The organism is Pseudomonas sp. A-R-19 (assembly GCF_019956575.1).
Classification (GTDB): domain Bacteria; phylum Pseudomonadota; class Gammaproteobacteria; order Pseudomonadales; family Pseudomonadaceae; genus Aquipseudomonas.
On record NZ_JAHBDR010000095.1, the window covers coordinates 1 to 24,735 of the forward strand.

The 24,735-nt window shown below is 61.4% G+C and carries 21 protein-coding genes and 1 pseudogene; 8 read left to right on the forward strand and 14 right to left on the reverse strand.

Annotated features, from left to right (window positions below; genetic code table 11):
- Positions 1-57: 57 nt before the first annotated feature.
- The 3 genes from KGA88_RS26740 to kynU all read right to left on the reverse strand — a co-directional run bounded on the left by KGA88_RS26740 (position 58) and on the right by kynU (position 4,217).
- Positions 58-1,467 (reverse strand): amino acid permease, encoded by a 1,410-nt coding sequence (locus tag KGA88_RS26740; protein WP_223595389.1) that lies wholly within the window; start codon positions 1,465-1,467, stop codon positions 58-60.
- Between the two features lie 86 nt (positions 1,468-1,553).
- Complete coding sequence (locus KGA88_RS26745) at positions 1,554-2,867, reverse strand: OprD family porin (protein ID WP_223595392.1); 1,314 nt, start codon at positions 2,865-2,867, stop codon at positions 1,554-1,556.
- Positions 2,868-2,966: 99 nt separating this feature from the next.
- A complete protein-coding gene (gene kynU / locus KGA88_RS26750; RefSeq protein ID WP_223595394.1) occupies positions 2,967-4,217 on the reverse strand; it encodes a kynureninase in 1,251 nt (416 codons plus the stop codon).
- 186 nt (positions 4,218-4,403) lie between these two features.
- Between kynU and KGA88_RS26755 the strand changes: the two genes are divergently transcribed.
- Complete coding sequence (locus tag KGA88_RS26755) at positions 4,404-4,877, forward strand: Lrp/AsnC family transcriptional regulator (RefSeq protein ID WP_110661963.1); 474 nt, start codon at positions 4,404-4,406, stop codon at positions 4,875-4,877.
- A 186-nt stretch (positions 4,878-5,063) separates the two neighbouring features.
- Here the strand turns inward: KGA88_RS26755 and KGA88_RS26760 are convergent, their stop codons facing one another.
- On the reverse strand, positions 5,064-6,071 hold the full coding sequence (locus tag KGA88_RS26760; protein WP_223595395.1) for an AraC family transcriptional regulator: 1,008 nt from the start codon (positions 6,069-6,071) through the stop codon (positions 5,064-5,066).
- 374 nt (positions 6,072-6,445) lie between these two features.
- Between KGA88_RS26760 and antA the strand changes: the two genes are divergently transcribed.
- Genes antA through antC form a run of 3 tightly spaced genes read left to right on the forward strand, consistent with a single transcriptional unit; the run spans position 6,446 to position 9,369 of the window.
- A complete protein-coding gene (gene antA, locus KGA88_RS26765) occupies positions 6,446-7,834 on the forward strand; it encodes an anthranilate 1,2-dioxygenase large subunit (protein WP_110661015.1) in 1,389 nt (462 codons plus the stop codon).
- Between the two features lie 2 nt (positions 7,835-7,836).
- A complete protein-coding gene (gene antB / locus KGA88_RS26770) occupies positions 7,837-8,328 on the forward strand; it encodes an anthranilate 1,2-dioxygenase small subunit (protein WP_110661014.1) in 492 nt (163 codons plus the stop codon).
- Positions 8,329-8,346: 18 nt separating this feature from the next.
- Complete coding sequence (gene antC / locus KGA88_RS26775; RefSeq protein WP_223595396.1) at positions 8,347-9,369, forward strand: anthranilate 1,2-dioxygenase electron transfer component AntC; 1,023 nt, start codon at positions 8,347-8,349, stop codon at positions 9,367-9,369.
- A gap of 66 nt (positions 9,370-9,435) precedes the next feature.
- Here antC and kynB read toward each other — a convergent pair whose 3' ends face one another.
- A complete protein-coding gene (gene kynB, locus KGA88_RS26780; protein ID WP_223595397.1) occupies positions 9,436-10,080 on the reverse strand; it encodes an arylformamidase in 645 nt (214 codons plus the stop codon).
- 570 nt (positions 10,081-10,650) lie between these two features.
- Here kynB and KGA88_RS26785 point away from each other — a divergent pair.
- The 3 genes and pseudogenes from KGA88_RS26785 to KGA88_RS26795 all read left to right on the forward strand — a co-directional run.
- Positions 10,651-11,688, forward strand: coding sequence for an AraC family transcriptional regulator (locus KGA88_RS26785; protein ID WP_223595398.1), 1,038 nt, complete (start codon positions 10,651-10,653; stop codon positions 11,686-11,688).
- A gap of 214 nt (positions 11,689-11,902) precedes the next feature.
- Positions 11,903-12,925, forward strand: coding sequence for an AraC family transcriptional regulator (locus KGA88_RS26790; RefSeq protein WP_223595399.1), 1,023 nt, complete (start codon positions 11,903-11,905; stop codon positions 12,923-12,925).
- Positions 12,926-12,998: 73 nt separating this feature from the next.
- Positions 12,999-13,163, forward strand: a pseudogene (locus KGA88_RS26795) (taurine dioxygenase); the annotation flags it as partial.
- 78 nt (positions 13,164-13,241) lie between these two features.
- Here KGA88_RS26795 and KGA88_RS26800 read toward each other — a convergent pair.
- The 6 genes from KGA88_RS26800 to KGA88_RS26825 all read right to left on the reverse strand — a co-directional run bounded on the left by KGA88_RS26800 (position 13,242) and on the right by KGA88_RS26825 (position 18,963).
- Complete coding sequence (locus tag KGA88_RS26800) at positions 13,242-14,564, reverse strand: purine-cytosine permease family protein (RefSeq protein ID WP_223595400.1); 1,323 nt, start codon at positions 14,562-14,564, stop codon at positions 13,242-13,244.
- A gap of 111 nt (positions 14,565-14,675) precedes the next feature.
- Positions 14,676-15,650, reverse strand: coding sequence for a biotin-dependent carboxyltransferase family protein (locus KGA88_RS26805; RefSeq protein ID WP_223595401.1), 975 nt, complete (start codon positions 15,648-15,650; stop codon positions 14,676-14,678).
- On the reverse strand, positions 15,647-16,519 hold the full coding sequence (locus KGA88_RS26810; protein ID WP_223595403.1) for a 5-oxoprolinase subunit B family protein: 873 nt from the start codon (positions 16,517-16,519) through the stop codon (positions 15,647-15,649). Before KGA88_RS26810 ends, KGA88_RS26805 begins: the two co-directional genes overlap by 4 nt.
- On the reverse strand, positions 16,516-17,889 hold the full coding sequence (locus KGA88_RS26815; protein WP_223595405.1) for an acetyl-CoA carboxylase biotin carboxylase subunit: 1,374 nt from the start codon (positions 17,887-17,889) through the stop codon (positions 16,516-16,518). Before KGA88_RS26815 ends, KGA88_RS26810 begins: the two co-directional genes overlap by 4 nt.
- Positions 17,890-17,899: 10 nt before the next feature.
- Positions 17,900-18,145, reverse strand: a complete 246-nt coding sequence (locus tag KGA88_RS26820) for an acetyl-CoA carboxylase (protein WP_110660112.1) — start codon at positions 18,143-18,145, stop codon at positions 17,900-17,902.
- Positions 18,146-18,204: 59 nt separating this feature from the next.
- Positions 18,205-18,963, reverse strand: coding sequence for a 5-oxoprolinase subunit PxpA (locus KGA88_RS26825; RefSeq protein ID WP_223595407.1), 759 nt, complete (start codon positions 18,961-18,963; stop codon positions 18,205-18,207).
- A gap of 125 nt (positions 18,964-19,088) precedes the next feature.
- On the opposite strand from KGA88_RS26825, the gene KGA88_RS26830 reads away from it, so the two are divergent.
- Positions 19,089-20,006, forward strand: a complete 918-nt coding sequence (locus KGA88_RS26830) for a LysR family transcriptional regulator (RefSeq protein ID WP_110660110.1) — start codon at positions 19,089-19,091, stop codon at positions 20,004-20,006.
- A 67-nt stretch (positions 20,007-20,073) separates the two neighbouring features.
- On the opposite strand, the gene KGA88_RS26835 is transcribed toward KGA88_RS26830, so the two are convergent.
- From KGA88_RS26835 to KGA88_RS26845, 3 genes are all read right to left on the reverse strand, one after another.
- On the reverse strand, positions 20,074-21,315 hold the full coding sequence (locus KGA88_RS26835; protein WP_110660109.1) for a thiolase family protein: 1,242 nt from the start codon (positions 21,313-21,315) through the stop codon (positions 20,074-20,076).
- The gene (locus KGA88_RS26840) at positions 21,312-23,195 is read right to left on the reverse strand and encodes a feruloyl-CoA synthase (RefSeq protein WP_223595409.1); all 1,884 of its coding nucleotides are present in this window, start codon (positions 23,193-23,195) and stop codon (positions 21,312-21,314) included. Before KGA88_RS26840 ends, KGA88_RS26835 begins: the two co-directional genes overlap by 4 nt.
- Before the next feature lie 90 nt (positions 23,196-23,285).
- Entirely contained in the window at positions 23,286-24,734 is a 1,449-nt protein-coding gene (locus KGA88_RS26845) for an aldehyde dehydrogenase (RefSeq protein WP_223595411.1), read from the reverse strand.
- Position 24,735 lies beyond the last annotated feature (1 nt).

A 24,735-nucleotide genomic window follows, 5' to 3' on the forward strand; every position in this document is an offset into this window, starting at 1 on the left:
ACCCTCGGCGCCCCCCCGAAAACCAGGAAGCCCCGCCATGGCGGAGCCCCCTTCAGGCTAGAGCTTGGGCTGCGCACTCAGCACCGCAACCGCCCTGGTTTTCCTGAAGAAAATGCCATAGACAATCGACAGCACCAACAGGAACGGCACGCCGAACACCAGGGTCATCTTGAAGGCTTCGGTGAAGTAGGTCGTGATCATCACCGCCCCCATCAGGACCAACCCCAGCAGTGTGCTGAAGGGAAACAGACGCATGCGGAACGACAGTTTGCGGTTGCCATTACGCTGGTGATAACGACGGAAACAGTAGTGCGTGAGGAAGATCATGAACCAGGTAAAGATCGCGCCGAACATCGAGATCGCCATCATCAGGGTGAACGAGCTCTCCGGGTACAGGATGTTGAGCAAGGTCGCCAGGGCGATACCTGAACTGGAGAGCAACAGTGCGTTCAACGGGATCCCGGTCTTGCTCAGCACCCCCATGGATTTTGGCGCATAGCCGGCACGCGACAGGCTGAACATCATGCGCGTGGTGATGTACAACTGGCTGTTCATCGCTGACAACGCGGCAATCAGGATCACGAAATTCATCACGCCGGTGGCGCCTGGAATGCCGATGGCTTGCATCACCGTGACGAACGGACTCTGGGCATGACCGGCCTGGACCCACGGCACGATCGCCAGCATCAACGCCAGGGTCAGCAGGTAGAACACCACCAATCGCACGATAGTCCCGCGAAAGGCTTTTTTCACCGCTTGCTCCGGGTCCTTCGCCTCACCGGCGGCCACCGCAATCATCTCCACGCTCAGGTAGCTGAAGATCGACACGATCACCGCTACCCACATCCCTTGCAGGCCATTGGGGAAGAAGCCGCCGTGAGCCGTGTAATTGTGCACGCCGTACTCCGGGTTGCCGGAACCGAACACCACGTACACCGCCAGGATGATGAAACCGACAATCGCGCCGATCTTGATGGTCGAGAACCAGTACTCGAAGGTGCCGAAGGTCTTCACGCTGATAGCATTGAGCACGATCAACACGCTGGAGAACGAGACGATCCAGATCCACTCCGGCACGTTGGCAAACCAGTACTTCATGTACATCGCCACCGCCGTCACTTCCGTACCGACCGCGAGCACAATCGCCGCCCAATAGGCATAGCGCACCAGGAACCCGGCCAGCGGGCTGACATAAAACTCGGCGTAGGCACCGAACGAACCCGAGGTCGAATGGGCCACGGTCATTTCCGCCAGGCAGCCCATCAGCAGCAAGGTGATGATTGCGCCAATCCCATAGCTGAGCAGCACGCTCGGCCCGGCATAACCGATGGCATAGGCGCTGCCCATGAACAACCCGGTGCCAATCGCACCACCAATGGCGATCATGCTCATCTGCCCCGACGTCAGCTGACGCCGCAGGCCGTGTTCACGGTTGGATATCGTTTCGAAACCGGCGTTGTCGGTCATTTGTATGTCCTCTGGATGTTGTCTTTCTTGAAGAGCACGTTGTTGTTTTTTGCCGTGGGGATCAGCCACGCACAGCAGGACACGGATCAGAAAATACTCAGTGGATACTCGATGATGACGCGCACTTCGTTGTTGTCGGTGGTGTCGGCGCGGGCGACCTGTGCGGTGGAACGTACACTGGCCTGGCGTATGCGCACCGACAGGTCCCTGGCCTTGCCCGATTGCACGACGTAGCGCGCTTCGATGTCGCGCTCCCAGCGCTTGCCGTCATCGCCATAACGCCCATAGGTACCATTGGGCCCACCGTCATAATGACTGTCGTCGATGTGGTCGCCACTGACGTAGCGCGACATGAAGCTCAGGCCCGGGATGCCGAACGGCGCCATGTCCAGGTCATAACGCAGTTGCCAGGAGCGTTCGTTGGGGGCGTTGAAGTCGAGGACCTGAATCGAGTTGGCGAGAAAGATCGACGTGCCTGGCTGCTGGTCGAAGCCGAGGTAATCGAACGGTTCGTCGCCATCGACCCGCTGGTACGCCAGGGTCAGGCGATGGGCGCCGAAGGTGTACGCGGTGGACAGCGACCAGGTGGTGTTGTCGATCTTGCCGGCCAGGCTGTCGCCGCTGTCGTTGGTGCGGTAGAGATTGAAATCCAGGTTCAGCGACTGGCCTTCGCCCAGTGCAAAGGTGTAGTTGGCGTTGCCGTAGTACTGCCGCCAGATGTCGGTGAACTGCGAGCCGTAGAGGCTGACACTCAACTGATCGCTCAGCGCATAGCTGCCGCCCAGGTAATCGACACTGCGGGTTTCCACACCGGCGTACAGCGCTTTGAGCGCGCCATCGGCATTGGTCGAGTTATTGTCGTTGCCGGCGGTGAAGTGGCCGATGTCCAGTTTCAATGCCTCGAGCTCATTGCTGGTCAGCTGAAAGCCGGTGGCGACACTGGTGAACAGTCGCGCATTGCCGGTGCCGAACACCGGATTGAGCGGTGTCAGGTTGCCGTACTTGAGCTCGGTCCGGGAAATCCGCGCCTTCACCGCACCACCGGCTTCGGAATACTCATCCTCGGGATTGCCAGCGGAATCGACCGGCAGCAAACCCGTGCCCGTGCGGCCCTTGCCACTGTCGAGCTTGATGCCCAACTGCGCATAGGCATCGACCCCGAACCCCAGCGTTCCCTCGGTGTAGCCGGAGCGGTAATCGAGCATGATCCCGTGGGCCCACTCGTCCCGATAGTTCTGGCCGCCCGGGTTGTTGAGGTTGTTGCGGTAGAAATAAAAGTTGCGGTTGGTCAGGGTCAGGCTGCTGTCTTCGACAAACCCGTTGTCAGTGGCGGCATAGGCCATTTGCCCAAGACAACTGGAAATGGCGAGCGGCAAGGCAGGCCAGAGGGACGGTTTCATTCTGCGTGCTCCTTATTATTGTGTTTGCAGAACTGGTGTATGGGCGAGCGAAAGCCCGCCGCGGGAAAAACCCGCGGCTGGACCGGCACGCCGCAAGGTTCAGGTCACGCTGTGGCGAACTTGATATCGCGCTTGCGACCAGGTGTTCTGGTCGAGGATCTCGCCGAGAATCTGCACGGCATCCCAGACTTCGGTGAAGGTCGTGTACAGCGGGGTGAAACCGAAACGCATGATGCGCGGCTCGCGGTAGTCACCGATCACGCCACGGTCGATCAGGGCCTGGATCACCGCATAACCTTCGGGGTGTTCGAAGCTGACGTGACTGCCACGCCTGGCGTGCTCACGCGGCGTGACCAGTGTCAGTTCGTGAGTCGCGCAACGCTGCTCGACCAACTCGATGAACAGGTCGGTCAGCGCCAGGGATTTGCGCCGCAGGCTGGCCATGTCGGTCTGGGCGAACACGTCCAGGCCACACTCGACCATCGCCAACGAGGTGATCGGCTGGGTGCCGCACAGGTAGCGCGCGATGCCGCTGCTCGGCTCGTAATGCGCCTCCATGGCGAACTGTCGCGAATGGCCGAACCAGCCGGACAGTGGCTGCGGCACCAGATCGCACAACTGCGGCGACACCCAGACAAAGGCCTGCGAGCCCGGCCCGCCGTTGAGGTACTTGTAGGTGCAGCCGATCGCGTAGTCGGCACCCGCCTGATGCAGGTCGACCGGTACCGCGCCCGCTGAGTGGGCCAGGTCCCAGATGGCCAGCGCGCCACATTCGTGGGTCAGCGCGGTCAGGGCCTGCATGTCGTGCATGTAGCCGGTCTTGTAGTTGACGTGGGTGAGCATGACCACCGCCGTGTCCTGGTCAATCGCTTGCGGCAACTGTTCAGGACTGTCGACCAGGCGCAGGGTGTAACCCTGTTGCAGCATTTGCGCGAGGCCTTCGGCGATGTACAGGTCGGTCGGGAAATTGCTCGATTCGCTGACGATCACCCGCCGCTGCGGCGACCTGCTGGCCTGTACGCGCAAGGCAGCGCTGAGCACTTTGAACAGGTTGATCGAGGTGGTATCGGTCACCACGACTTCACCGTCCCCTGCCCCGATCAAGCCCGCCAAGCGGTTGCCCAGACGCTCGGACAACTCGCGCCAGCCCGCACTGTTCCAGCTGCGGATCAAGCCATTGCCCCACTCCTCGGCGACCACCGCTTGAGCCCGCGCCAACGCGGCGACCGGCCGCGCGCCCAGGGAGTTGCCATCGAGATAGATAACGCCTTCAGGGAGCGCAAATTGCTGACGCAGGTGCGCCAGCGTGTCCTGGGCATCAAGCGCCAGACAATCGTTTCTTGTGGTCATTGGGTGTCCTGTTTTTTGTTATGCGGCGCCCTCCGGGCGCCTTGAATCAAGGCCATTCGCTTGCCTTTCGATGGAGAGATAATGAACGAACCTTTGCAGAATTTTCGTGCAAAGTGCGCAGCGTTATAGTAGTTATCTCGCAGATTATTCGAATCAAAGCCCAATAAACGCGGATTTATTCAAACCATGAATCTTGACTCGACAGACCTGCGAATCCTGCATCAATTGCAACAGGATGGCCGTATCAGCAATCAGGAATTGGCCGAGAAAGTCGCCTTGTCACCGTCGGCTTGCCTGCGCCGGTTGCGCCTGCTGGAAAGCGAAGGAATCATCACCGGCTATCGCGCGGTGCTGAACGCCGAGCGGCTGGGCATTGAACTGGAAGCCATCGTTCATGTGTCGCTGCGACAGGACGTCGAGGACTGGCACGAGACCTTCATCAAGAAGGTCCAGCAGTGGCCGGAAGTGGTCACCGCGTACGTCGTCACCGGGGCGAGCAACTATGTGTTGCGGGTCCAGGCCCGCAACCTCAAGCACTTCTCGGATTTCATCGTCAACCACCTCAACCGCACCGCCGGCGTCACCGATATACGTTCGGAAATCGTCCTGCAAAAGATCAAGGAGCGCGAGGAATTGCTGGATCTGGTGGTACGCAAATAACGCCGTTGGCGCCCAATGCTGCTCACTCAAGAGCATCTTGAGCCAGTGAGAAACCTGTGGCGAGGGAGCTTGCTCCCGCTGGGGCGCGAAGCGGCCCTAAAAATGGGACTGCTGCGCAGTCCAACGGGAGCAAGCTCCCTCGCCACAGGCTGCTTATTGTTTGCCCTATATCTTAAGTGAACAGCATTACCGCAGGCGCCGGGCTTCGTTGCGCTGTAAGGTCATGCTCGGGGTTTCGTCGAACAGCTTGCGGTACTCGGTGGAAAAACGCCCCAGGTGCATGAACCCCCAGCCCATGGCTATCCCGGAAATATTGCGTGCCGAGCCGTGCTCGAGAATCTCCTGGCGCACGGCGTTCAAGCGGTACTTTTTCAAGTAGACCATCGGCGACATGGCGAAGTACTTCTTGAACGCATCGAACAGCTTGAAGCGCGAAACGCCGGCAGCCGCCTCGATGTCCTCCAGGTGCAACGCTTCGCGGGCGTTGTCGTGGATGTACTGTCGAGCCCTGATCAGATAGTGCGGCAACTTCACGCCCAACGCATCCCGCAACTCCTGCGAGTAGTTGTTGGGCTGGGCGAGGATCAAGCCTTTGATCAGCGAGCTTTCGATGTCCCGGGTGAAGGCCACCTGTTCGAAGAGTTCGCTGCTGCGCTCCAGCTCGTCGATGAAATAACGCGCCATGCGCCACCACGACGCCGATGCGCCATCGATCGCATCCATCACCGGCTCGAAGCGCAGCGGTTCGTCCAACGGCCGTTGCAACATCCCCTCCAGCGCTTCGCTCATGGCGCTGCGGGTAATCACCACCTGAACCTTGCGACAGTCACCGGAGATCGCCAGCAGCTGGTTTTCATTGGGCGAAACGATCACCCCTTGATCGCGGTCGGACCTGATCACGCTGCCATCCTTGCTCAGCTCCTGCTGGCCCACCAGCGGCAAGCTCAGGCTGTAGCTGCTGAAGTGCTCGGCGTCTTCGATATCGATGGTGACATCGGTCCCGTATTCGATAGTACCCAGGGTGGTGGCCATTGATTTGAACATGTTGGCGCTGTGATGAAAGCGGATCCGTTCGGGGGTCGCGCTCACCAGTCGATGGGGTCCGCAGATACCGGACATCCAGCTTCTGGCAGCCTCGAGGTCATCGCTGTCGACACAAATGTCGCGAAACTGCGGATCAACTTTGCTACTCATCACGGTGCACTCACAGGCAATATTTTCGGCGCGCTCTGACGGCGCGTACCAGGCTGGAAAGGAGCAACTTCCACGCCATAAAACACCGGCGCCCACTTAACGGATAGTGATCGGCAACTATGCGGATAAGGCATGGCTGGCGCAGCCGGAAAAACATTCGATGCGCACTCGACGCATTGCAAAACAGTATCCGATTGGCGCATTCAGGTGCAGCCGTTTATCACCTGGTGCGCAATTTGTGTCATCGCTGCCCAACAGGCTGTTACCTGCCCCCCAACTTTACGGACTGCCTTCGCCAACTTATCGGATAGACCGCCACCCGCCCCGCTTCTCTAATGAGCACACCGATTAGCCCAATAAAAAAGGTGCACACCATGAGTGGCGAAAAAAACGTCGAGCAGTGGAAAACGTTTATCCAGGGCTGCCTGGATTTCCGCCCGGCAGAAGGTGTATTTCGCATCGCCCGGGACATCTTCACCGAGCCGCAGCTGTTCGACCTGGAGATGGAACTGATCTTCGAGAAGAACTGGATCTACGCCTGCCACGAAAGCGAGCTGGCCAACAACCACGACTTCGTGACCATGCGCGCCGGTCGCCAGCCGATGATCATCACCCGCGACGGTGACGGCCAACTCAATGCACTGATCAATGCCTGCCAGCATCGCGGCACGACGCTGACCCGCGTCGGCAAGGGCAATCAGTCGACCTTCACCTGCCCCTTCCATGCCTGGTGCTACAAAAGCGATGGTCGCCTGGTCAAGGTCAAGGCCCCTGGCGAGTACCCGGAAGGCTTCGACAAAGCCACGCGCGGCCTGAAAAAAGCGCGCATCCAGAGCTACAAGGGCTTCGTGTTCATCAGCCTGGATGTGCACGCGGACAACAGCCTGGAAGACTTCCTCGGCGATGCCCGGGTGTTCTTCGACATGATGGTCGCCCAGTCGCCGACCGGTGAGCTGGAGGTACTGCCCGGCAAGTCGGCCTACACCTACGACGGCAACTGGAAGCTGCAGAACGAAAACGGCCTCGATGGCTACCACGTCAGCACGGTGCACTATAACTACGTGGCCACGGTGCAACATCGCCAGCAGGTCAACAGCGAGAACGGCAGCGCCGCCAGCGGCACCCTCGACTACAGCAAACTCGGCGCCGGCGACGCCAATACCGATGACGGCTGGTTCGCCTTCAACAATGGCCACAGCCTGCTGTTCAGCGACATGCCCAACCCTTCGGTACGCTCCGGCTACGCGACGATCATGCCGCGCCTGATCGAAGCACACGGCCAGCAAAAGGCCGAGTGGATGATGCATCGCCTGCGCAACCTGAACATCTATCCGAGCCTGTTTTTCCTCGATCAAATCAGCTCGCAACTGCGCATCATCCGCCCGGTGGCGTGGAACAAGACCGAAATCGTCAGCCAATGCATCGGCGTCAAGGGCGAGTCCGATGCCGACCGCGAAAACCGCATTCGCCAGTTCGAAGACTTTTTCAACGTCTCGGGCCTGGGCACGCCGGATGACCTGGTGGAATTCCGGGAGGCCCAGCGCGGTTTCCAGGCACGCCTGGAGCGCTGGAGCGATATTTCCCGCGGCAGTCACCGCTGGGCCACTGGCGCCACGCCCAACAGCGAAGCGATCGGCATTGCCCCGGCCATGACCGGCACCGAATTCACCCACGAAGGGCTTTACGTCAACCAGCACCGCAACTGGCAGCAATTCCTGCTCGACGGCCTGGACGCCAAATCCCTGAAACTCCGTGAGGTGTAATGATGAATGCGCAATTGCAGTATCAGATCGAACAGTTTTTCTATCGCAAATCCGAACTGTGCGACGCCCAGGACTGGGACGCCTACCTCCAGTTGTTCGCCGGGCACAGCGAGTTCCACTTGCCGCAATGGGACTCCGAACACGTCCATACCCGCGACCCCAAGCGCGAAATGTCACTGATCTATTACCCCAATCGTTCGGGCCTGGAAGACCGCGTGTTCCGCCTGCGCACCGGCAAGTCCGCCTCCTCGACGCCGATGCCGCGCACCTTGCACCAGATCAACAACGTGCGCATCGGCGAGCTTGCAAATGGCGAGCTGGAGGTGCGGCTGAACTGGCAAACCTTGTACTACCGCCTGGCGACGTCCGAGCAGTTCTTTGGCCGCGCGACCTATCACCTCAAGCCCCACGCCGATAGCTGGTTGATCACCCGCAAGCATGTGCTGCTGCTCAACGACACCATCAACTCGGTACTCGATTTCTACCACCTCTGAATCCAAGGAGACCGGGGCATGAACCATAAGGTCGCGTTCAGTTTTGCCGACGGCAAAACGCTGTTCTTTCCCGTACAACCCAACGAAATCCTGCTCGACGCAGCCCTGCGCAACGGCATCAACATTCCCCTGGATTGCCGCGAAGGCGTCTGCGGAACCTGCCAGGGACGCTGCGAGTCGGGCGAGTACAGCCAGGACTATGTGGATGAGGAAGCCCTCTCCAGCCAGGACCTGCAACAACGCAAGATGCTCACCTGCCAGACCCGGGTCAAATCCGACGCGGCGTTCTATTTCGACTTCGCCTCCAGCCTGTGCAATGCCGCCGGCCCCGATCAACTCACGGCAACGGTCAACGCCGTCAAACAGGTGTCAGACAGCACGGCGATCCTGCATCTGGACCTGGGTCAGGTCGGGCAATCCCTGGATTTCCTGCCCGGGCAGTACGCCCGGCTGCTGATTCCGGGTACCGGGAACACACGCTCCTACTCGTTCGCCAATCGGCCGAGCGCCAGCAATCAGCTGCAGTTCCTGATTCGCCTGCTGCCCGATGGGGTAATGAGCAACTACATCCGCGAACGCTGCCAGGTGGGCGACCAGATCGCCCTGGAGGCACCGCTGGGGGCTTTCTATCTGCGCCACGTCAGCAGGCCGCTGATCCTGGTGGCCGGTGGCACCGGTCTTTCGGCATTGCTGGGCATGCTCGACGAACTGGCGGAGCGCGGCTGCGAGCAACCCGTGCATTTGTACTACGGTGTGCGCGAGGCGGCCGACCTGTGCGAACAGGCGCGCATCCAGGCCTATGCGCAACGCATCCCGGGGTTTCGCTACACCGAGGTGGTCAGCGATCCGTCGCCGCACTGGACTGGCAAGCGCGGCTACATTGCCGAGCACTTCGACGCCGCAGAACTGCGCGATGGCGAGGTCGATATGTACGTCTGCGGGCCACCGCCGATGGTGGAGTCGATCAAGACCTGGCTACAGGCCCAGGCACCGGACAGCGTGCACCTGTACTACGAAAAATTCACCGAGAGCAATACCTGACAGCCCTCACTCGACCGGAACGCCTGGCAGGCGTTCCAGTCGGGTGGGCTGAATGGGTTACCCGCGTTACGACCTGCTCAGCGGCCGCAGAATCGCCCTGACCGGACTCGCGTCCAGATGCGCAAACCGCAGCGGCAAGGCGATCAACTCATAATCGCCTTCCGGGACCTCGTCCAGCACGATGCCTTCAAGGATCGCCATGTGGTGGCGGGCCACGGCGCCGTGTGAATCCAGGGTCTTGGATTGCTGCGGATCCAGTGACGGCGTATCAATGCCAATCAAGCGCACACCAAGGCTCGCCAGCAAATCGATGGTTTCCCTGGCAACCGCGGTAAAACCCGAATCCCAGGCTGCCTGCGGCGCTTGTCGATAGGTTCGCAGCAGCACACGCTCGGGCACATCGTGCAAACGTCCTTGCAGTTGCCCGGGCTGCACCAGCTCGCCGCTGTCCAGGCAATGCAGAACGCGGCAAGGCCCGATATAGACGTCCAACGCCACCTCGCCAATCGGCGCGCCGTCGGCGCTGTAATGCAGCGGCGCATCGACGTGGGCGCCGGTATGCGGCGACAGCGTGATGCGCCCGACATTCACCGGACACTCGGGACCGTAAGTCCAGACGCGTTCCTCCTGAAAAGGCGTGTCACCTGGCCAGGTCGGCGTTTCGGTACTCAGGAACGGGCTGATATCCCACAACGTTGTATTTTTTGTCATCGCCAATGCTCGCCGTTTTTTCCGAGTGAAATGATACGAGCGGCAGCGGTGAAGATTCGTGCAAAAACCGTGGGAAAGCCCGTGGGATTTCGCACAAACCGCCATGTATGGGTGGGATTTCGGCAGGAAATTTCAAAACGCTTTGCCACTTCTTTGAGCGTGGATTGTCGACGTCCTCGATTGTCCTGACGATATGCATACCGTCCATCTCCAGAAATTCCGGTCTGGCAGGCAAGACTGCGCCGGGCGTGGGCATTATTCAGTTTTGTCCTGGTCCCGCCTCTGCGTCCCAAAATGCCAAGAAACTGTTCCTCTGTGCCCATAACCTCGAGCCCGGGATACCTACTATGAGGCCATCAAGCAACGGATCCACGGCTTGTACGCAAAACATGGTGCCGAGCAGACCTTTTGGCGCCCAGTTGCCCCGTGAAGAGCGTCTGGCGATAGCCCTGAAGACTCCCGCCGCTGAACATCCGGTTGTGCTTGTCCATCCTGAGGTAACCCTGACGGGGTGTGCTGCACTAAGCTTCTCAGGACCCAATCTGGTCAATCCGGGACACGAGGGTAAGCATGTACACCTTGACGCGAAGCGCCAGCCTTACCAGCTATGAGCAAGTGGCCCGTTCAGTGGGGCTCGACCCTTTTCGCATGCTGCGCATGGCCAAGCTGCCGGCCAGTGTCCTCGACGACCCGAACCTAATGATCAGTAGCGATTCGTTAGGCTGGCTACTGGAGGAGTCCGCCCACCTGTCCGGCCAGGAGGCCTTCGGCCTGCTGCTCGCGGAAAAGCGCCAGCTGTCCAATTTTGGCATGCTGGCGCTGCTTATCCGCGAAGAACCCACTCTGCGGGCAGCCTTGCAGTCTTGCTTGCGCTATGCGCGACTGCATAACGCCGGCGTGCAATTGTGGCTTGAGGATGCAGGCGACCTGACGTTGCTGCAGGTGGGTGTGAACATGCAGGGCCATCATGGCGTCTGGCGCCAGGCGATAGAACAGGCCACCGGTATCATGTTGCGCACGTTGAGCATTCTGAGCGGCCATACTTTCCGGCCGGTCAGGGTCTGTTTCACCCATGAAGGCCCTGCCAGCCTGGAGGTGCACCACCGCGTGCTGGGAACAGCCATCGAGTTTTCCCAGGAGCTCAACGCCATCGTTTGCCGCGCACGCGATCTCGATATGGCAATCCCTGAAGCAGACCCGGCGCTGCATCGCGAAGTGAAGCGGTCGCTGGACATGCTGCTGGCCAACCTGCGCGATGAGCCGACGCAGCGGGTGCGTCAGATCGTCAAGATGCTGTTGCCAAGCGGTCTGTGTTCGGTCGATGGCGTGGCCCAGCACCTTGGCGTGCATCGACGCACGCTCAACCGGCACCTGGCGATCGAGGGTGAGAGTGTCTCGACGATCATCAATGCTGTACGCGCCGAACTCGCCGAAGAGTACCTGGCTAACCGCAAGCGCCGATTGTATGAGGTCGCCGAACTCCTCGGTTTCTCTTCTGCCGGTGACTTCTCACGCTGGTTCCGCAGCCGTTTTGGCAAGACACCCTCGGCCTGGGCCGTCGCCTATCGAGAGAGCAAGGCGGCAGTCGAACCTGTCTCGCCTCAATAAATAGAAAAACAGGTTCGAAGACGCTCAGTCTGCTGGTGTCCCAACACGCGAAGATTTTGTCCCCCAATGCGCATCGCCTCACTCTCCTGCCACCTACCATAGGCCCGCAGCCTCTCCTCCATGGGTAGGCGCTAGCAACATCTCTCCATCCTCTCGCTCAATACATCGTCGATGAAAAATGCAACACCGCCATCGGCCGAGGGAAATCCTGCGTATGCCCAAGCTTGTCCGCGCCGCCGTTTTGACCAAATACCTGGAAGTCACCCAGCAGTTGGGATTCAACCCGCACGACGTCATGGCAGACATCGGGCTGAGCAAGGCTCAGCTACATGCTCCCGAACAGCTCATTTCCATCGATGCCGCCGTGCGCCTGCTGGAAGATTCGGCCGCCGCCAGCGGTTGCCAGACCTTCGGCCTGAGCATGGCCGGGTCGCGCCAACTTTCGGACTTCGGTGTGACCAGCCTCCTGCTCAGCCATCAGCGCAGCCTGCGCGAAGCGTTGCAGGTAATGGTGCGCTACCGTCATTTGATGAACGATTCACTGGCGATCTTCGTTGAAGAGGCCGGCAAGATGGCGATCATTCGAATAGAAATGGTCACCGAGTCACCGATGCCCGGTCGCCAGGCTACGGAGTTGGCCATCGGCGTGATATTTCGTCTGTGCTCGACCCTGCTCGGTTCGCACTGGCAGCCTTACAGCGTCAACTTCATGCACCTACCGCCGGACAACCTGCACCTGCATCGGCGCCTGTTCGGCTGCAACATGGAGTTCGGCAGCGAGTTCAACGGCATCGTCTGCCCCGGCGCCAGCCTCGACATGATCAACGCCAATGCCGACCCGGCCATGGCCCGTCATGCCCAGCGCCATCTTGACTCGCTGCAAAGCACTGAAAGCACCTCGATGCTGTTCGAAGTGCGCAAGGCCCTCTACCTGCTGTTGCCGATGGGCCGCGCCACCATCGAGCAGATCGCCCAGTCCCAGGACATGAACGTGCGCACCCTGCAACGTCGCCTCAAGGAAGACGGCTGTGCCTTCAACGAGCTGATCAACGATGTGCGCCGCGCCCTGGTGCTGCGTTATCTGGAAAACCCGAACAACTCGATGAGCCAGATTGCCGACATGTTCGGCTTCTCCATGGCGAGTTCCTTTACCCGCTGGTTCATCAACCAGTTCGGCATGCCGCCGGCGGTATGGCGTGACGCACAGAAACAGTCCGATCGCCCCTCCCCCGGCTAATACCGCCGCCGTGAATCAAGGCACGACTTCACCTGCCCACGGCCCGGCCAAAAACCATCGAAAGGGAGACGCAATGCGAGTCGAACAACTGACCTGTGCCCTTGGCGCGGAACTGCTCAATGTGAACCTCGGCGACGCAGTGCGCGATGACGGCCTGTTCAACGAAATCTACGCAGCGCTGTTGAAATACAAGGTGCTGTTCCTGCGCGACCATGAGGCATTTTCCATGCGCTTGGGGATCGGCGACAAACCCTACTGATCAGTAAAACAGCCCAAAGGAAACGCTGCCGGGCGTCTCCTTTGGGCGGCTGGCGCCCTACTCCACCGACTGCAAAAGCAACCGGCTACGGCGGGACAAACCTGCTTGCAAGGCGAAGGCAAACAACACAGTCGAGGGTGCGGAAAAGCTGCTCAGCCCACCGCCGAAAAACATCAAGGCGAGTCCCAACGCCGTGGCGCCGAACCAGGCCGTCAAACCTGCCGGATTGAACGCGGGCACCCTGTCCAGCGCGGCCATGTCATGGCGTCCGTAGACAATTTGCGCCAACGCCACACCGACCCAGGCCACCACGAATATGCCCTGATAGGCCAACGCCTTGAGCAGATAGGCGAAGACATCCGCGAGCATCAGGCCATACACGATCATCCCGACCGCCAGCGCCCACATCAAGTAAGAACCACGCAGGCCGAAACGGGCAAAAAACGCCTGCATGTTCAAGGTCGCCAGATAGTAGTTGGCGGTGTTGATCCGGGTTTGCGTGGCCCACACGAACAACAGTCCCCACAGCCCCATCAACTGCAGAATCGCCATGACCACCGATACTTCGTTCAGCGCACCTTCATGGGGAATGCTGCTGACCAGATAGATGCCCGCCGCGCCGTTGAGCAGGAACGTCACCGCGTAGAACGGCATGCCGAAATTCCAGCGACCGTGGTACCCGGCATCCTCGGGCTTGCCGAACCGTGCGTAATCAAAGGTGAACAGCATCAGCACCCAGACGCCCATGTAGGCCACGAAGCAATCCCACCAGCCAAAGGCGCTGGGCATGTCCGGCCCGAAATCGAGCCAATGTGGCTGGTAGCCGTAACGGCTGATCGACAGCCCCACCGCGACCAGCAAACCTGCCAGGTACACCGGCAACAACACACCGTTGAGCTTGTCGAGCCAATGTTGAACGCTACCCAGGATCAACGGCACGCTGTACAGCACCACCAACAACGCGGCCAGGGGATACACCAGCTCCGGATACAAGTGATTGAGCGCAACGGCAATCACCGAGCCTTCGAACACGGCGTAGTAGATCGCCGTGGAGAAGAAGATCAGCGTGGCCAGGCAAGCACCGGTGCTGCCAAACAACAACCGTGAAAACAACGCCACCGACAGGCCACTGCGAATAGCGAACCGGCTGAGCACACTGTTGACCAGTCCATAGCTGATCACCGACAACACCATGCCGATCAGTGCATTGCGTGCACCATAAGACAGGGCCAGCGACGCCCCGACCACGATGTAGAACATCGCGCTGCACACCGCCCACCAGGCCATGGTCAGGGACAACCGGCCCATACGGGCGGTCGGCGCAACGGGATGGTTTGCCGGGTCCTGCCCGGAATGATTCGCTTGCGATAAAGCAGCCATATGCGTGAACTCCAGAACCAGTCAAAGGTTGAAGCGCGGGCAGCCCGCACCGCACCGAAGTGCGGCGTTGGCGTACCGTTTGGCATTACCCGCGCAATGCGGCGGGCAGAATCAGGAAGGGAACAGCTTGCTCAGGCAGCTGAGTTTTTTCTTGTAGGAGCGTCGCGCTTGCAGCGCCTCTTCGAGTGTGACCGCAACAAAACGGGCCTTTTGGTTGGGTTGCATCTGGCCGATCAGGTCGAGGTCCGCACTGATCACCGTGCCAATCATCGCGTAGCCGCCACCGGACACCGCGTCGCGGTGCAACACGATGGGTTCGAGCCCGGCCGGGACCTGGATCGAGCCAATCGGGTAGCAACTGTCGACGATGTTCGACGGATCGGAGCCGGCGCCGAACGGTTGTTCACGTGGTTGAAAGCTCAGTGCGCTACCGCCCTTGAAGCGATAACCGATACGGTCGGCTTCCGAGCCCACGGTCCAGGCTTCGGCGAAAAAGCTGTCGGCCGCTGACGCCGTCAGACGCTCGTAATACAAGCCCGGAACCACGCGCAGCGTGATTTCGCCACCCAACGACTGACGCAAGGCCATGGGCAAGCTGGCGCCGGCGCGGCTTTTACCACTGGCAACCCCGACCGGCAATTGATCCCCGGCAACCAGGCGACGGCCCTGAAAACCACCCAGCGCACCCAACGCATAGGTCGAGCGGCTGCCGAGCACCAGCGGCACATCGATGCCACCGGCGACTGCCAGATAGGCCCTGGCCCCGGCCTTGGGAAAATCGAAGCGCAGCACTTGCCCGGCCTTGACGGTGAACGCGGTGTCGTGATGCATGTCCACACCATCGACTTTGGCCGTCATGTACGCACCGCACACCGCCACCAAGGCGTCTTGCTGGAATTCCAGCTCAGGGCCGAGCAGTGTGCATTCGAGCGCCGCCGCGCCCGCCGGGTTACCGACCAACTGGTTGGCTGCGCTCAACGCGTACTGATCGAGCGCACCGGAAGGCGGGATACCCAAGTGGTAATAGCCTTCGCGTCCCAGGTCCTGCACCGATGTGGCGAGACCGGGTTTGAGTACCTTGATCATGCCAGCACCTCCTGCAACGACTTGGGATAGCCAACGGGATCGGCCAGAAACGCATCCAGCGAGAATTCCACCGAACGAATCCGCAGATCAAAACGCCCTGCTTCCACCTCGGCGACAGCCTGGTCATAGGCCTCGCGATCCATCGGTTTGAACTGCACGATGTCACCCGGACGGAAAAACACCATGTGTTCCTTGAGGTAACTCAGGCTCTGTTGCGGGTCGTAGATCGGCGCCGGCGTGACGCCGAACATCTGATAGCCACCGGCGCCGCGTACCGAATAGATGCAGCCAAAACAGCCGCCGTGACCCAGGGTCAGTTTCGGCGTATCGGTGCGTGGCCGCAGGTACTTGGGCACCTGCAACTGACGCTCGCGCTCGACCATCTGAAACATGAACGGCAGGCCCGCGACAAAACCGACCATCGAGACAAACCACGGCGCACCACTGTGGGCGGCGATGAACGCTTCGACATCCGCCAGGCCATTGATCCGTGCGGCGTATTCCAGATCCGTGGCGCTCGGGTCCTGGTGGCGGTCGCGAAAACGCATCAGTGTTTCGTGGGTCCACGGATCGTTGTACAGCACCGGAATCTCGATGATCCGCGTGTGCAGGGTGCGTTCGGCGACGGCCTCGGCTTCGGCGCCCTTGACCGCTTCGAGCAGCGCGTAAGGGTCGATACGGTCCGGATCAAAACGAATCTGGAACGATGCATTGGCCAGGCACACATCCAGTACCCCGTCGAGGGCCAGGCGCTCGACCGCGCGCGTCACCGCCATGCCCTTGAAGAACGCTTCCAGGGACATGCTGTCGCTGACTTCGGCAAACAAATGTTCATCGGCGCCAAAGCTGTAACGGATTGGATTGCTCATGCCTCACCTCCGCTACGGCGCTCGGCCAGCCAGGTTTCAAGGGTGCCGGTATGAAAGTCGGCGCTGTGCAGCCACGGTTGTTCCTGCAGTTCGCCATGCAGCGACAAGGTGCTGGCCATGCCGGTCAGGGTAGTCTGCTGCACTGCCAGGCGGGCGCGGGCCAACGCTTCGGCGCGGTCGCGACCATGGACGATCAGTTTGGCCAGCAACGAGTCATAGTAAGGCGGCACGCGGTAGCCTTGATACAGATGGCTGTCGACACGCACCCCCTCGCCTTGCGGCCATACCAATGCCTCCACCAGCCCCGGGCTGGGGAAGAAATCCCGCGCCGGGTCTTCCGCGTTCAGGCGCATCTGCAAGGCGGCGCCGTTGAGCTGGATGTCACTTTGCTGGAGACCCAACGGCTCGCCACCGGCAATGCGCAACATCGCCTGCACCAGATCGATACCGGTGACCAACTCGCTGACCGGGTGTTCGACCTGAATTCGCGTGTTCATCTCGATGAAGAAAAACTCGCCAGTGGCGTCGTCATACAGGTATTCCAGGGTCCCGGCACCCTTGTAGCCCAAGGACTCGGTCAGGCGCACGGCGCTCGCGCAGAGCGTTTCGCGCTGTTGCTGAGAAAGGACCGGCGACGGCGCTTCCTCAAAGATTTTCTGCCGCCGGCGTTGCAACGAACACTCGCGCTCGAACAGGTGCACGGCGTGCTGACCGTCGCCCAATACCTGCACTTCGATGTGGCGGGCCTTGCTGATAAAACGCTCCAGGTACACCGCGCCATTGCCGAACGCCGCTTGGGCCTCGCGCTGGGAACGGGGAAATTCTTCGCTCAGCTGTTGGGCGTTTTCCGCCAGGCGAATACCGCGTCCGCCACCTCCGGCCGAGGCCTTGATCAACAGTGGGAAACCAACGGATTCGGCGGCCTTGAGCGCTGATGCGAGATCAAACAGTTCACCGGGCGAACCCGGAACCACAGGTACCCCGGCCTCTTGCGCGGTGCGCCGCGCTTCGGCCTTGTCGCCCATGCGCCGGATCGTCTCCGGGCTCGGTCCGACAAAAATCGCTCCGGCGGCGAGGACGGCTTCGGCAAAGTCGGCGTTCTCCGAGAGAAAACCATAACCGGGATGCACCGCATTGGCGCCGGTGGCTTGCAAGGCACCGAGCAATGCCTCGACGTTCAGGTAGCTTTTGTCGGCGCGGGCCGGGCCGAGAATGTGCACTTCGTCAGCCAGGCGCGCCGCCTGGGAGTCGACGTCCGCTTCGCTGCACGCGGCAACGGTGGGAATCCCCAGGGCCTTGGCGGCGCGGATGATGCGCACGGCAATCTCGCCACGGTTGGCGATCAGTAATTTGCGAATAGCTTGAGTCATGATCTCGCCCTCACTCATCGTCGAGCGTTGCGATGACCTGACCCGGTTCCACCGGATCGCCGTCTTCCACCAGGAATGCGCCAAGGCGACCCGCCGTCCCGGCGGTCAGTTCGGAAAACTGTTTCATGACTTCGATCAAGCCAATCACTGTGTCGGCAGTGACGTGCGCGCCCGCCTCGACATAATTCGCCGATTCAGGCGTCGCTCTGCGGTAGAAGGTCCCGGGCAACGGGGTGATAACGGTGTGTTCGGCCATGTCTGTTCCTCTTGGAATAGTTGTAGAAAGGCAGGCAAAAAATGAATCGGGGCTCGGACTCAGCGCGGTGCGCGCACTGTGATCCCGACGGCGTCGAGTGCCCGGCGCGTGGCTGCAACCAACGCCAGGGCACCCGGTGTGTCGCTGTGCAAACAGATGGAGTCGAATTCGATCGCCAGGTCTTCGCCCTCGACCGTGCGCACCACGCCTTCCTGACAGGCACGCAGCACGCGTGCAGCGACTTGGGCCGGGTCGTAGGCACGGACGTTGCGGGTAAAGACGATCGAGCCGCTGAGGTCATACTCGCGGTCGGCATAGAACTCTCGGATCACTGGCTGGCCAAGTTCCTTGGCAACACGCCAGATCACCGAACCGGGCATGCAATACAGCAGCAACTCAGGCTCCAGGCGCTGGAGATTTTCCACCAGCAAACGCGCAGCCTCTTCGTCCCGTGCCAGGTGCATGTAGAGCGCGCCGTGGGGCTTGATGTGTTGCAGCGCCACGCCTTGAACCCGGGCGAGTTCACGCAAGGCACCCAACTGATAGAGCATGTCGTCGACCAGCTCCTGGGCCGGTGCATTGATGTGCCGGCGACCGAAACCCACCAGGTCGCGAAACCCCGGATGCGCGCCGATGGCCACGCCCAGGCGCTTGGCCTGCTCGACCGTGCGGCGCATGGTGCCGGGATCGCCGGCATGAAACCCGGTGGCGATGTTGGCTGAACTGATGAAGCCCATCAGTTCGTTGTCGACGCCATCGCCGATGGTCCACGGACCGAAGCCTTCGCCCATGTCCGAATTGAAATCTACTGCCTGCATGACGCTTGCTCCTGACGCTTGTGACTTCATGCAGACCACGTTAGATTTCCGCGAACCCCTTGGGAAGATCTATTATTAGATAGGGTATCTTCTGAAAATCAGATACCTCGTCGATTGGAGTTTTCATGTCACTGACCCTGCGCCAGGTTCGTTATTTCGTCGCCACCGCCGAGATCGGGCAGATCTCGCAAGCGGCGATCCACCTGAACATTTCCCAATCGGCGGTGACCACCGCGATCAAGGAACTGGAAGGCATCCTCGGCACACTGTTGTTCCAGCGCTCGGCCCAGGGCATGAGCCTGACCGATGCCGGGCGGCACTTCCTGAATCGGGCCTACGTGATTTTGCGCAGCGTTGACGACGCCCTCAACAGCCCGTTACCCGATATGCGTGCCAGCGGCCTGTTGCGCCTGGCCGCCAGTTACACGGTGATCGGCTACTTCCTGCCGCATCATCTGCAACGCCTGGAGCATTGGCATCCGGACGTGGCCATCGAAGTTCACGAGCAAGAACGTGAAGCCATTGAGCAAGGCCTGCTTGAAGGCCGCTTCGACATGGCCGTGGTGCTCACGGCGAACCTCACCCACCCGGACATCGGTTCGGAAACCCTCTTCAATTCCGAGCGCCGGCTATGGTTGCCCAGCCATCACCCGCTGTGCGAACGCTCCGCCGTCAGCCTCGCCGACGTCGCCAGGGAACCCTACATCCTGTTGACCGTCGACGAAGCCGAACAAAGCGCCATGCGCTATTGGGAACACGCGCACCAGCGGCCGAACGTGAGGGTTCGAACCAGTTCCGTGGAGGCCGTGCGCAGTATGGTGGCCAACGGCAACGGCGTGGCGATCCTCTCGGACCTGGTCCACCGCCCTTGGTCACTGGAGGGAAAACGCATCGAAACCCTGACGATCACCGACAAGGTGACCCCCATGAGCGTCGGCCTGGCCTGGCATCGCGAGCGTGAATTCAGTCCGGCAATGCACGCTTTGCGCAATTACTTCCACGATGCATTTCTGGCACCGCAACAGTTTTCTGCGCGCCGCTAGGCGCAACGAAAACCTGTCCGGGTGGAGCGCTGGATTGAACGGGTCGATGCAGCAGACTGGCTGAATCTCAGGCACGCCACGCCGGGTTCTCGATCAACAGCGCCATGCCCTGGCCGCCGCCAACACAGGCCGCGGCGACCCCGTAGCGCAGATTGTGCTCACGCAGTTGTCGCGCCAGGGTCAACACCAGACGCAAGCCACTGGCGGCCAGGGGATGCCCGAGCGCCAGTGAACCACCCTGGACGTTCAGGCGCGAATGATCCAGCTCCAGTTCCTGTGCCACCGCCAGGACCTGGGCGGCCTGGGCTTCGTTGATTTCAAAGCGGTCGATCTGCTCCAGGCTCAAGCCGCTGCGCTGCAACAGCAGGCGAATCGCCGGTGCCGGACCGATGCCCATGAACTCTGGCGCCACCCCGACTACTGCGCTGGCCCGCAGCAAGGCCAACGGTGTATCCCGACAGGCCGAAGCGCGCCCGACCAGGGCCGCCGCCGCGCCATCGACCACCGCACAACTGTTGCCGGCGGTTTGCACCCCGCCTTCGTGCACGCTGCGCAACCGGGCCAAAGCCGCGATTTCCCCGGGCCGTGGGTGGCTGTCTTCACTCACCGTGTCGACACCGCGTGGCAGGCGGATGCTGCGCGGCTGGTAGCCTTGCAGTTCAAACACCTGATGCCCCACGGCAACGATCTCGGCTGCCAGCCAGCCAGCCTGCTGCGTCGCAAAGGCCCGCTGATGACTGGCGCAGGCGTAGGCGTCCACCGCTTCGCGACTCAGCCCATAACGCCGCGCCAGGTTGTCGGCGGTGGCAATCATGTCCACCCCGGGAGCCGGGTCGTATAACGCCTCCCAGAGAAAATCCTTGAACTGCACTTGCGCGCCAAGACGGAAACCGCCGCGATGGGTATAGGCCGCAATCGGATTGCGCGACATCGATTCGGTGGCCACGCACAACGCCAATTGCACGCCGTCATCCAGTTGCCTGGCGGCCTGGCGCAGCAGTTCGAAACCGGTGGCGCAGATGCGCTGCACCCCCAGCGCCGGAACCGATTGCGCCACGCCGCTGTACAGGCCGATGTGCCGTGGCAGCAAGTAGGCATCGAAGCTGGCCTGGGCCATGGAGCCCGCCAGCACGCTGTCGACCGCCAGCGGATCGACTTGCGCGCGCGCCAGTACTTCGCGCCCGACCTTGATGCCCAGGTCGATCGGCGACACCTCGGCCAGTGCCCCGCCGAGGTCTACCCACGGCGTTCGCAGCGCATCGAAAATCGCCGCATCGGCAAAGGCCGAGTACTGCCCGCCTGCGTTCACGACTTCGCCCCGGCGCGCAGGATGGCCGGATCGAGCCCGCGATACAGCGCCTCGACCTGCTCCGCGCGCCACTGCAACACCGCACGCTGATTGATCGAGCCCTTGTCAGTGATTTCACCCCGGTCGATGGACGCCGGCTCATCGAGCAAGGCGATCCACTCCAGGCGACTGGCATTGCCGGTGGCCTGGCGATTGAGTCGCTGCAACCAGCCGGCGAACCACTCGCGCACCGGCGCACTGGCCAGCACCTCGGTGTCGCTGGCACTGGCCGCCAGCCCTGACAGTCGTCGACACTCAAGCATCCGCGCAAAGACCAGCGCCCCCAGGCATTCGCGATCCGGCGCGGTCACCACCAGGTCCTGGACATAGGGCGAACCTTCGAGCACCGCGCGGCTGCGCAAAGGCCCGACGCTGACAAACACCCCGGATGACAACTTGAAATCTTCAGCGATGCGCCCGTCGAACATCAGCCCCAATTGCGGATCACGCGGGTCGGCGAGCTTGAGCGCATCACCGGAACAGTAGAAGCCCTGCGGGTCGAACGCATCGAGGGTCTGCTGCGCTGACCGCCAGTAGCCGGGCATGATGTGCGGCCCACGAAAGCGCCCTTCCAGCTTGCCGTCCACCGGCACCAGGCGCACCTCGCAACCGGGTGCCGGCAGGCCGACATAACCGGCCATGGACAACGGCCCGGTGGTGAAGGTGCAGGACGGCGAAGCCTCGGTCATGCCGAGCCCGGCCATCATGCGGATACGCTCACCGCAGTGCAGTTCGGCGACTCGATCGAGCCGATCCCAGACACTTTGCGACAGACCGGCCGCGGCAAAGAACAACAGGCTGATGCGTTTGAAAAAGACCTCGCGCAGTTCCGCGTCCTGCTCCAGTGCCGAGGCCAATTCTTCCCAGCCCTTGGGCACGGTCAGGTAGGCGGTGGGCGATATTTCCTTGAGGTTGCGCAGGGTTTGCGCGAAACCCTGCGCCGTGGGTTTGCCATCGTCCAGGTAAAAGCTGCCACCGTTGTACAGCACGATGCCAACGTTATGGCTGCCGCCGAAGGTGTGGTTCCACGGCAGCCAGTCCACCAGCACTGGCGGTGTTTCGCCAAACTCCGGAAATGTCTGCAACAGCATCTGTTGGTTAGAGCACAGCATGCGCTGAGTGGTGATCACCGCCTTGGGCAGCTTGGTCGAGCCGGAGGTGAACAGGAACTTGGCGATGCTGTCCGGCCCCGTGCCGGCAAACGCGGCCTCGGCCTCGGCTCCGCCCGGCTGCTCAAGCAGGCTGGCAAAGCTGACCTGGCGACGCCCCGCGATTTCGCCCCGGACGGTAATCATGGGCGTTGCTGCGGGTAGCACGGCATCGATGGCGCGCTGGTAGGCTGCGGCATCACCGACAAACACCAGACCGGGTTGCAGCAGATCGCAGACGTGACGCAGCTTGGCGAAATCCTGGGACAGCAGCGAATAGGCCGGTGACACCGGGCAGTAGGGAATGCCCGCGTACAGGGCGCCGAAGGCGAGTTGCAAATGCTCGATGTCATTGCCCGAGAGCAGCACCAGCGGTTTTTCTGCCGACAGGCCGTAGCGCAACAGGCTTTGGGCGATGGCCCGGACACTGTCGAGCATCTGCGCGTAACTGACCCGACGCCACTCACCGTCGGCCTGGCGGGCGGCGATAAAGGTCTGCTCGGGACGCACATTGGCCCAATGCACCAGACGGTCGAGCAGTCGCGGCGGATACTCGGCCAATGGCTCCAGGGAGCGCATGTGCAAGGCGCCCTGTTGTTCTGTCACCTCGACCGCTGCGCGACCGATGGACACGTGACGGTAGCGCGGCGCGCTGATCTGGGTGTGGGGTTGCGATCTGAATTCGGAACTCACGTGCTTGTTCTCCATCAAGGCACGCTACCACCAAGCCGCACGGATGGGCATGGTAGTGGCTGCAGCCTTTTTTATTGTTATTTCTGCGGTTCAGATCGGGTAATGCCGTGGTCCATTCTGCAGGGTGACCCAGCGCAACTGGGTGAAATGCTCGATGGATGCCTTGCCGCCAAAGCTGCCGTAGCCGCTGGACTTGACCCCGCCGAAGGGCATTTGCGCTTCGTCGTGCACGGTCGGGCCATTGATATGACAGATACCCGACTCGACCCGTTGGGCCAGCGCCAGGGCGCGCCCGGTATCGCGACTGAAAATCGCCGCCGACAAACCGAACTCGGAATCGTTGGCCAGGCGCAGCAACGCTTCATCGCCCTCCCCGCGCAGCAACACCGCCACCGGGCCGAAGGACTCTTCGCGATACAGGCGCATGCTTTCGTCGACGCCATCGAGCAGGGTCGGCTGCAAAATGCTGCCGTCCAGCTGTCCGCCGACCACCAACCGCGCGCCCTTGCCCAGGGCATCGTCGATCAACCCCTTGATGCGCGTGCCGGCACTGGCATCGACCAGCGAACCGAGCACCGAATCTGCCAGCGCGGGGTCACCAGCACGCAGGGTTTCGACTTTGGCGGCGAGCTTGACGACAAAGGCGTCGGCGACCTTCGCATCGACGATCAGGCGTTCGGTGGACATGCAGATCTGCCCCTGATTGAAGTAAGCGCCGAAAGCGGCTGCCTCGACCGCCGCATCCAGGTCGGCATCATCGAGCACCAGCAACGGCGCCTTGCCGCCCAGTTCCAGAAGAGCCGGCTTGAGGTGTCGCGCCGCGAGCTCGCCGACAATGCGCCCGACATGGGTTGAACCGGTGAAGTTGACCCGCCGCACCGCCGGGTTAGCGATCAGCCGCTCGACAATCGCCGCGGCATCCGCCGGGGCATTGCTGATGACATTGACCACGCCATCGCCCAGTCCGGCATCCTGCAACACCTGGCCGATCAGCCGGTGCACCGCCGGGCTCAGCTCGGAAGCCTTGAGTACCACGGTATTGCCGCACGCCAGCGGCATGGCGATGGCGCGGGTGGCGAGAATCACCGGGGCATTCCACGGGGCGATGCCCAGCACCACACCGCAAGGTTGACGCAGGGCCATGGCAAAACTGCCCGGCACATCCGAGGGGATGACTTCGCCATTGATCTGGGTGGTCATCGATGCCGCTTCACGCAGCATGTTCGATGCCAGTCGCACGTTGAATCCATACCAGTTGGCCATGGCCCCGGTTTCGCCAGCCGCTGCAATGAACTCGGCACTGCGCGCCTGCAACTGCTCGGCGGCCTTGAGCAAACGGCTGCGGCGTTCATTGGGCGCCAGGGCGGCCCAGGCGGGAAACGCTGCCTGGGCGGCAGCCACCGCGGCATCGGCATCTTCCAGGGTGGCGGCGGCAACCCGCGATACCAATTCACCGGTCACCGGGTTGCAGCGTTCGAAGGTTCGACCGTCGCGGGCAGACAGCGACTGGCCGCCAATCAACAGGGGCACGTCCAGCATG